Origin of the sequence: Terrilactibacillus tamarindi (genome assembly GCF_009718825.1) — a bacterium.
Lineage (GTDB): Bacteria > Bacillota > Bacilli > Bacillales > Sporolactobacillaceae > Terrilactibacillus > Terrilactibacillus tamarindi.
Window position 1 is genome coordinate 1 of the sequence record NZ_WNHB01000038.1, and the last position, 9,081, is coordinate 9,081.

General features: G+C 36.7%; 6 protein-coding genes. 3 read left to right on the forward strand and 3 right to left on the reverse strand.

Translation table 11 applies throughout. The features are described 5' to 3' along the window. Positions 1–77: 77 nt before the first annotated feature. Complete coding sequence (locus GMB86_RS15040) at positions 78–1,223, reverse strand: fused response regulator/phosphatase (RefSeq protein WP_155221328.1); 1,146 nt, start codon at positions 1,221–1,223, stop codon at positions 78–80. Positions 1,224–1,563: 340 nt separating this feature from the next. Between GMB86_RS15040 and GMB86_RS15045 the strand changes: the two genes are divergently transcribed. Further along, positions 1,564–2,322 carry an exodeoxyribonuclease III gene (locus GMB86_RS15045; protein WP_155221330.1) on the forward strand — a complete coding sequence of 253 codons (759 nt, stop codon included), beginning with the start codon at positions 1,564–1,566 and terminating at the stop codon, positions 2,320–2,322. A gap of 218 nt (positions 2,323–2,540) precedes the next feature. Here GMB86_RS15045 and GMB86_RS15050 read toward each other — a convergent pair whose 3' ends face one another. Together GMB86_RS15050 and GMB86_RS15055 are read right to left on the reverse strand one after the other, a co-directional pair. Next, the gene (locus GMB86_RS15050; protein ID WP_155221332.1) at positions 2,541–4,076 is read right to left on the reverse strand and encodes an amidase; all 1,536 of its coding nucleotides are present in this window, start codon (positions 4,074–4,076) and stop codon (positions 2,541–2,543) included. Positions 4,077–4,515: 439 nt separating this feature from the next. Further along, positions 4,516–6,000, reverse strand: a complete 1,485-nt coding sequence (locus GMB86_RS15055; RefSeq protein WP_155221334.1) for a xylulokinase — start codon at positions 5,998–6,000, stop codon at positions 4,516–4,518. Between the two features lie 346 nt (positions 6,001–6,346). On the opposite strand from GMB86_RS15055, the gene GMB86_RS15060 reads away from it, so the two are divergent. Beyond that, positions 6,347–7,324, forward strand: a complete 978-nt coding sequence (locus GMB86_RS15060; RefSeq protein ID WP_155221336.1) for a LacI family DNA-binding transcriptional regulator — start codon at positions 6,347–6,349, stop codon at positions 7,322–7,324. 237 nt (positions 7,325–7,561) lie between these two features. Next, positions 7,562–9,034 carry a glycoside hydrolase family 32 protein gene (locus GMB86_RS15065; RefSeq protein ID WP_155221338.1) on the forward strand — a complete coding sequence of 491 codons (1,473 nt, stop codon included), beginning with the start codon at positions 7,562–7,564 and terminating at the stop codon, positions 9,032–9,034. Positions 9,035–9,081: the final 47 nt, after the last annotated feature.

The window sequence follows — 9,081 nt, forward strand, 5'->3', positions numbered from 1 at the left end:
AAATGTTTGATTATGAGTATCTAGGTCTTTGTATATGGACCTAATGTCATTTTGTTAATTAACTCTTGAAACTAGGATTATTCATCAGCCTGGGCTTTGATCATTAATACGCACATATCATCTGGTTGATTGACTTGTTGTTCTTTGGTGAGTAATGTATCCATAAGTGAACAAGTATGATCCCATTTTTTATTCATTAAAGTACGAATACGCTCTTCTGATTCTACTTCACATGGACTCATCGCCTCAAGTACGCCATCTGTGTATAAAATAATTTGAACATCCTGTTTAAATTCGATAATCGATTTTTTTACTTCAATTTCATTAAGAAATCCAACTGCACAACTGCCATGATTTAAAGACACGAGTTCCTTCTCATCGACAAGAACATATCCATGAGGATGGCCAGCGTTCACGTATTCAATCGTTTTACTTTGAGTATCAATCACTAAATAAATAGCGGTGAAGTAATAATGGATCGATTCATTTCCATTTTGTAAGAGTGCCATGTAGCGATTTAATTCTTTAATGACTTGTTCTGGTTCTGAGATTTGTTTCACAGCTTCTCGTAAGACAGATGAGATAAACATACACACAAGGGAAGCGGAGATACCATGTCCCATCATATCTAGTAGGATAATGGCATATTGATGATCGTTTATTTTATGCCAATAATACATGTCACCTGCTAAATTAAAAGAAGGTAAGTAAGATACATCAATTTGAATATGTTTTTCTTTAAGTGGCGTGCTTAATAAGCTTCGTTGAACATGTGTCGCTAGATCTAATTCATATTGTATTTTCTTTTCATGATGGGTATGCCAATCTAGTTCTGCCTTCAAACGCAAGGCAACTCGAATTCTGGCTAATAATTCGATTTTATTTATTGGTTTTGTTATGTAATCCACGCCGCCTATATCTAATGCTTCCGCTAGCTTCGTCTTATCTTCAAGTGCCGTAACAAAGATAATTTGAATGTCCTTAAATTTTTCATTTTCCTTAATTCTCCTGCAGGCCTCAATGCCATCTATGTCTGGCATCATAACATCTAATAAAATTAAATCTACAGGTACATAGTTCAATTTTTGGTTTTCTAGTTGCAAATAATCAAATAGTTCTGAAGCTGATTTTAAAGATACACAGTCGTCATAACCAGCATTATTTAATATTTTTTCCATAACATATAGATTAACGGCGTTGTCATCTACAAGAAGAATAGTCATAATTTTTGTCTCCTTAATCTGTCTAATATCGATGTTTGCAAGTCTATTATTTGTGCTAATATTTATGATCAGGTTAATAAGATGAGACTATTCATCTAAATATACACCTTACAGTCCTATTATACAAAAAAATTGAATAAATGTAGATTGGTATTTTGATAGATACAAAACAGTCGAATTGTGTGACTAATTCTGATTTATGGTACCCTCCTTAAAGATAATGAAAGCCTTAGTCACGGCCTAAACTTTCCTGTCTTAGCCAAAAAGGCTCTCAATCGGTATGTTGTATATTATAATAAGAAAGATAGGACAAGCAATCATATACGAGGTGGAAATGATTATGAAATTAATCTCTTGGAATGTAAATGGATTACGTGCGCTTATGGCTAAAGGGGAATTTTTAGGATTTATAGAAAGATTAAATCCGGATATCTTTTGCTTACAGGAAATAAAACTACAGGATGGACAGTTGGATCCTTTTCTCACTCACTACAAAAGTTATTGGCATTATGCAGTAAAAAAAGGGTACTCTGAAACAGTTATTTTCACTAAGAAAGAACCTCTCACAATAGCCTATGGTTTAGGGATAGAAGAACATGATCAAGAAGGAAGATTGATTACGCTAGAATTTGAAGATTTTTATATTTTAACCGTTTATACACCAAATTCAAAAAGGGGTCTTGAGCGGCTTGATTATCGTATGAAATGGGAAGACGCTTTTTTATCTTATATAACGGATCTTGATAAGAAGAAACCGGTTATTGTTTGCGGTGATTTCAATGTCGCACATCAAGAGATTGATATAAAAAATCCGAAAGCCAATCGAAATAATGCTGGTTTCTCAGATCAAGAAAGAGAAAAATTCAGCCAATTATTAAATGCTGGCTTTGTTGATACATATCGATATTTGCACCCAGATCAAGAGGGGGCTTATACTTGGTGGTCTTATATCATGAAAGCAAGAGCTAAAAACATTGGATGGCGCTTGGATTACTTTTTGATTTCAGAAAGAATAAAAGAAAAGATGATCAACGCCTCTATTTTGAGTGACGTGATGGGATCTGATCACTGTCCAATTGAATTGGAAATTGATATTTAATCATGAGAACCGAAAAAAGCCTCAAAGGATGATGGCTTTCTTAATTAGAAGCTTACGAAAAGAGGATTACGGGCCATAAAAATTAAATGACTGGAAAATGAAAAGTTATATGTTTTTGAGTATTGACTTGTTTTGAGTATGAGAGGGGTAAAGAAAATCCCTTTGTTGTTGATAAAAGTTTTATCTTCAAAAAGGGATTTATGATAGGACTTAATAAGTTATTTTGCTGTTACAACTGTACCTACATTTATTTGAGACATTTTTTCAAAAGCATGTGCAGCTCTCAATACGGTTTCTTCTTCGCCATGTCGTCCGATGAGCATCATTCCTACTGGTAGTCCGTCAATCATCCCACAAGGAACATTCATCGCTGGATGACCAGTTAGATCGAAGACAGATGTATTTGGAATCATTTCAAGTGAACGTGCAACGTATTCATCGAGATCTATGTCACCAGTTGGGAGTTTTGTCGCTTTAATAGGGAGGGTTGGCATCACGAGTACATCATATTCTTTGAATGCCGCGTCATAGCTTTGAGTTAGTTGTCTAGTGAGATTTTGTGCTTTAGCGTAATATCTGCCGTTATACGTATCTTGCATGTACTGACCTGCAAGAATAACCAGTTTTGTAGTTAGAGAGAGGTCATCCGCACGAGTTTGTAAACCTTTTGAATAAACATCAATTAATTGGGTTTGATAATAACCCTTCCAATTAAGGCCATGGCTATTTTCACGAACCATTTGGACGGTAGCTCCTTCGCTTCCTAGGACATTCCAAATATGAACGCCGTCTCGATGCATTGGAATAGATACGGATTTTACTAGTGCACCATATTCTGAAAATGATTCTGCAGCCTTTCTTACCATGGCATCCACTTCAGGTTCAGATAATCCTTCCCATCCAAAACCTTCTTCGACAATTCCAATATTTAATCCGTTTGTTTCTCCAGTTAAGAATTCTGAATAAGGTTTCGATGGTAAACCTTTTTGTCGTGGATCAAGACCATCTGGTCCTGCGATCACTTCAAGTAATAAGGCAACGTCTTCAACGGTTCTAGCCATTGGTCCAGCATGATCAATGGTTAATTCGATTGGGAAGATGCCTGTATAAGGAACAAGGCCCCAGGTGGGTTTCAATCCATAGATACCACAGAAGGAACTTGGTATACGTATAGAGCCGGCTTGGTCGCAGCCTATGGCCATATCCACGGCACCTGATGCAACGAGTGCTGCACTACCGCTTGATGACCCACCAGCAGAATATGCAGGGTTATGAGGATTAAGAACTGCTCCTGTATCAGATGTAAAACTACTTCCAGCTAAACATAAACTTTCACATACGGCTTTTCCTTTAATTTCACCTGCCTCATCAAGTATCCGAGTCACGATGGTGGCGTCAATTTGTGGAACAAATCCTTCGAGTACTTTTGTCCCATTCATCATAGGTACACCAGCTAAGCTAATATTGTCTTTTAACGCAATCGTTTTACCAGCTAGTTTACCTGTCTTCGCATGATCAACCTCTGTTTTCCAATACCAGGCATTCAATGGGTTTTCTTCTTCGGTAGGGCGGAATCCTGGTGTACGTGCATATTTAACAGGAAGTTCGGGTTCGATCATTTGATCCACCCGTTCATAGGATTTTAAAATACCACTGTTGATCAAGTCCTTAAAACCTGTGAGTTCATCTTCATCCATTGTTAAATGATACTGAGAACTTACTTTTTTCAAAGATTCAAGATCTACTTTTTTCAATACGATCCCTCCATGAATTTTGTTTTGTATGTAAAATTCATTGGTGTTTAATAAAAATCATACACCTAATTTTTTTGTGTGTAAATGAAATTGAATGAAAAATGTAATAAATAATAAAGATTCTGATATTAGTCTAAGACAATCATTTAAGTTAATGAAAAAGGTTTAGGAAAAACGATGAACTAAGTCATACATAAATTATTAGATAATAAAGAAGGCTGGGTATTTATGTTAACCTGCTTAAAAGGTTACTTGGGATTTGGAGTTAATCATTTGAGAGGTGGGCTAGTTAAAGAATAATATCTATTAATGGTTAGTAGAAACTGAAAAAGATAAATCACGGAGAAGTTGCCTTTATGCGGAATGATATGATTCTTTTTTGAGAAGAGATTTTAAACCGCCTGTTAAAAGGCGGTCGTGACTTCTTTTTAGTTGACGTTCATTTAACACTAACCAAATGGTTTATTGCCGGATAAATCTTTTTAAAATGTTCATAGCTTTTTTCGTACTTAGAATGAGCGACTGGGTTTGGATGATAAGTTATACTTTTCCTCGTACTTAATATATTTTCAGCGAATGCTTCATATGAGCTTTCCCATCCCAATTTAATAAAAGGACTTGCAGCAGCACCAAGAGCGGGGAGGTATTGGGCATTTTCAGGTACCTTAATCATGATTCCGCAAACATCCGCCATAATCTGGCACCATGTTGCACTCTTTGTTCCGCCACCAATCATATAAAAGGTTTGTGAATGAAGATGGTTGGTCGTTTTTAAATCAATCAATTGTCTGAAAGAAAAGCAAAGACCTTCTAGAACAGCTCTACACATATGTTTGGTCGTTGTATTGTTCGTTATCCCAATAAATGCTCCTCTAGCATGAGGATCTGGGATAGGACTACGTTGCCCATTTAGATAAGGTAAGAAAAGGAGACCATCAGCTGCTGGTTCTGTTTGTCCGATTTGTTTTTCAAACAAATGATAATCACCTTGACTAAATTGTTGGACGGCCCAACTGTGAACATTACCCGAATTTGAAGAAGAGGCTATATCTATAAATAACGCTTCTTTGAAATATTTAAGTTGAAAATGGCCAGGTGTATAACCGTAATAATGGGAAGTTGCTGAGGCGACCCAACCAGTGGTTCCGAGGTAAATGTATTGATCGTGTTCTTGGATAACCCCTGCTCCTAGTGATGTTGAACCTGCATCCCCAAACCCACAAAAAATGAGAGTTCCTTCAGCAAAACCGGTTAATACTGACTCTGTCTGAGAAATCCTTCCTACAATTTCATGACTTTGTCTTATATTTGGTAGTTTACTTGAGTCTAAGTCACAGGCTTTTAAAACAGAATTTATCCAATGACTTTCCGTTAAACTCATCAATGAGAGGGTAGATGCATTGGTTGGATCAACGACTTTCTGGCCGGTTAAACGAAAGATGAGATAATCTTTTGGTCCAAAAAGGAGCGTTTTAGTCTGATTTTCGATGTCAGGCTCATGTTCTTTAAGCCATAACCATTTGGCTAAAGGGGACGTACTATCAAATGGGTTTCCTGTCAAAGTCGTGATATCTGGAAATTTATCCTTAATGAGATCAGCCTGTGTAGTTGCGCGGTTATCACTATAAAGGATCGCGTTTTTTAGAGGAGTTCCGTCATCATCTAAAGTAATTAAGTCTTGCATATGACCACTAAAAGTTATAGCGACGATTTGTTTTGGATCAATACCATTAACAAACCAGTTCTTTGTGATGGTTATAAAGGCATCCCACCATTCTTGAGGATCTTGTTCTGCCGATTGATCTTTTAAAGATGTATGTAGATCTACATCGTGAAGATTTGAGATGATTCCTGATTGATTAATTAACAGCCCTTTCATGACTGACGAACCAATGTCAAAGGTTGCAACATATTGAGTAAGCATCTTGTTCCCCCATCTTTTTAGTGAAATTTTACTGGAGTCTAACAGATTAGACAAGTCTTAAGAGAAAATAAAGTGAAACTTCCATAAGTGGGGGTCTTCTTCATCACCCACTGATGGTTAGCTGAACCAATTGGACCTTTATGGGCAGTTGCCCCCACCTCAGATTCTTGAGATGGGGGTCTTACTTGCTGTTAAGGCGGGATAAAACAGGTAGAATATCAAAATAACATTATGTAAACAAAATAATCTTTAAAATAATAAAAAAGGAGAATCATTTGTAGATGTATAGAATTTCCTAGTAAAATAGCTATAATAGTTAGTTGTTAACAAGAAAGGAAATATGTATATGAAACCAAATATAAAAGACATAGCGAGACATGCGGGTGTATCTCCTACAACTGTATCAAGAGTTCTAAATAATAGAGGATATCTGAGTCAAAAGACGAAAGACAAGGTTCACCAGGCCATGAAAGATTTGAATTATTTCCCAAATGAACTGGCCCGCTCACTTTTTAAACAAAAGACCAACTTAATTGGACTTATTTTTCCTACAACCAGCAATCCTTTTTTTGGGGAGCTAATCTTTCATATAGAGAATAGTTTCTCCTCTAAAGGATATAAAGTTTTATTATGCAATAGTTTAAATCGGGTAGATAAAGAAATGGCGTATCTGGACATGCTTCAGAGAAATCAAGTGGATGGGATCGTCGTAGGGGCTCATAATAGGCATATACGTCAGTATGAAAGTATGCATCTCCCTGTTGTCGCTATTGATCGAAATCTATCAGACTCAATCCCTGTTGTTTCGTCAGACAACTACTTAGGAGGAAAAATAGCGACGGAACATCTTTTGAACAAGGGGTGCCAAAAAATTATACATATTAATGGACCACATGAGTTAGAAACACCCGCTAATAAACGTAGAGAAGCTTATGAAGAGGTCATGATGAAAGAAGATAGGTCACCGATTACGTATGAATTACGTGAGAGTTTAAATAAAAATTACACGAAAACGGTGATAAACCAACTATTTGATGAACATCCTGATGTTGATGGGATTTTCGCAAGTGATGATCTTATTGCCGCGGCGGTCATCTCTGAAGCTAAGAAACGAGGGATGAACATCCCAAAAGAATTAAAAATCATCGGGTATGATGGCACCGAATCCGTGAAAACCTGTTTACCGGAATTAACGACGATTCAACAACCGATACAAGCTATTGCACAATCAGCCGTAAATGTTCTTATTCAACAGATGGGTGGTGAAAAGTCAATAGAAAATATTGTTCTTCCGATTCAACTTATTAAAGGTTTCACGACATAATAGACATGCACAGGTTTAAACAACTGAACTTACAGTTGTTTAAAATATCATGTCAACGGGTTGACACACCAAAAAGATTAACATAAAATAGACATGGAAACGCTTACTTTTTATATCTTTTTGGATTTAGTAAAACTTATGTAGAAAAGGATCAAAAAGGTCATGAATACAGTACAACATGGATTTAAACTCGTCGTCAATCATGATGAATTCAATTAATTAGGGGGGCTTTATATTATGACAACCATCAATTTAAAAAAAGCTGATGCATTTATTAAAGAAGCCAAAAAAAACGTTCATCCTCGTTATCGCTTAGGCTATCACATCATGGCTCCAGCTAATTGGATCAATGACCCAAACGGTTTAGTACAATATAAAGGCGAGTATCATGTTTTTTTTCAACATCATCCATATGATGAAAATTGGGGGCCTATGCATTGGGGTCATGTAAAAAGTAAGGATCTCATTCACTGGGAGCATTGCCCAATTGCATTAGCACCAGGAGATGCCTGTGACAAAGATGGGTGTTTCTCAGGAAGTGCAGTTGTAGACGGTGAAGAATTAGTTCTTATTTATACGGGGCATCACCTTATTGATAAAGAGAAGGATACGTTCTTCCAAAATCAAAATATCGCAATCAGTCAAGATGGACTTCATTTTACAAAATATGAACAAAATCCAGTGATAGCTAAGCCACCGCATGGAAGTACACAACACTTTCGTGATCCTAAAGTTTGGAAACATAACAATGATTGGTATATGATCACTGGTCACCAAACTGAAGATGGTATTGGACAGGTCATTCTTTTCAAATCTCAAAATTTAAGAGATTGGACCTACCATGGCGTTCTTGAACAAAGTGATGATAAACATGGTTATATGTGGGAGTGTCCGGACTTTTTTGAACTGGATGGTCGATATGTTCTGATGTTTTCTCCTCAAGGGATGGAGCCGTCAGGTGATCTATATCAAAATCTATTCCAGACGGGCTATTTTGTTGGTCAATATGATTATGAAACGAATGCCTTTAAACACGGAGATTTCACGGAACTTGATCATGGTCATGATTTTTATGCTGTCCAAACTTTTAAAGATGATCAAGGTAGACGCATTGCCATCGGTTGGATGGATATGTGGGAATCAAACATGCCTACTAAAGAAGATGGTTGGGCGGGTGCTTTAACTTTACCTAGAGAGCTTCATGTCAGTAAAGAGGAACAGATTCTCATGACACCCGTGGAAGAACTTAAGCAGTTAAGGAAAAAAGAACATACATTATTAGTGGATAAACTTATAGAAGAACCTTTATCATTCGATGTAACAGATGATTTACTAGAAATAGAGGTTGCATTCGATTTAGAGGCAACCACAGCGGGTTCTTTCGGTTTGAAAGTACGATGTGGTCAAACAGAGGAAACGGTGATTTCTTATGATGTTAATGAAAATAAGTTAAGCCTCGACCGAAGTAAAAGTGGAAAAGGAGTTAGCGGTGTTCGCCGAGTTAAGTTGCCAGAAAAGAATCATTTAAGCCTCCGTATCTATTTGGATCGTTCTTCGATAGAGGTCTTTGCTAATGAAGGTATCGCGACACTGACGAGTCGGATTTATCCTGTTGAACAAAACCAAGGTCTTTCGTTATTCCAGTCAGATGGCAAAGTTAAAGTAACACATCTAAAAGCATGGGAATTAGAAGATATTTGGAAAAACTAATGTAAGTAGAACAAAACACCATTAAGCCTGATGGTGTTTTGTTTTTT

Bases quoted from the DNA above. Each gene is read 5' to 3' on its own strand.
- GMB86_RS15040 (WP_155221328.1), bottom strand. From the start codon at position 1,223: ATGACTATTCTTCTTGTAGATGACAACGCCGTTAATCTATATGTTATG.
- GMB86_RS15045 (WP_155221330.1), top strand. From the start codon at position 1,564: ATGAAATTAATCTCTTGGAATGTAAATGGATTACGTGCGCTTATGGCT.
- GMB86_RS15055 (WP_155221334.1), bottom strand. From the start codon at position 6,000: ATGCTTACTCAATATGTTGCAACCTTTGACATTGGTTCGTCAGTCATG.
- GMB86_RS15060 (WP_155221336.1), top strand. From the start codon at position 6,347: ATGAAACCAAATATAAAAGACATAGCGAGACATGCGGGTGTATCTCCT.
- GMB86_RS15065 (WP_155221338.1), top strand. From the start codon at position 7,562: ATGACAACCATCAATTTAAAAAAAGCTGATGCATTTATTAAAGAAGCC.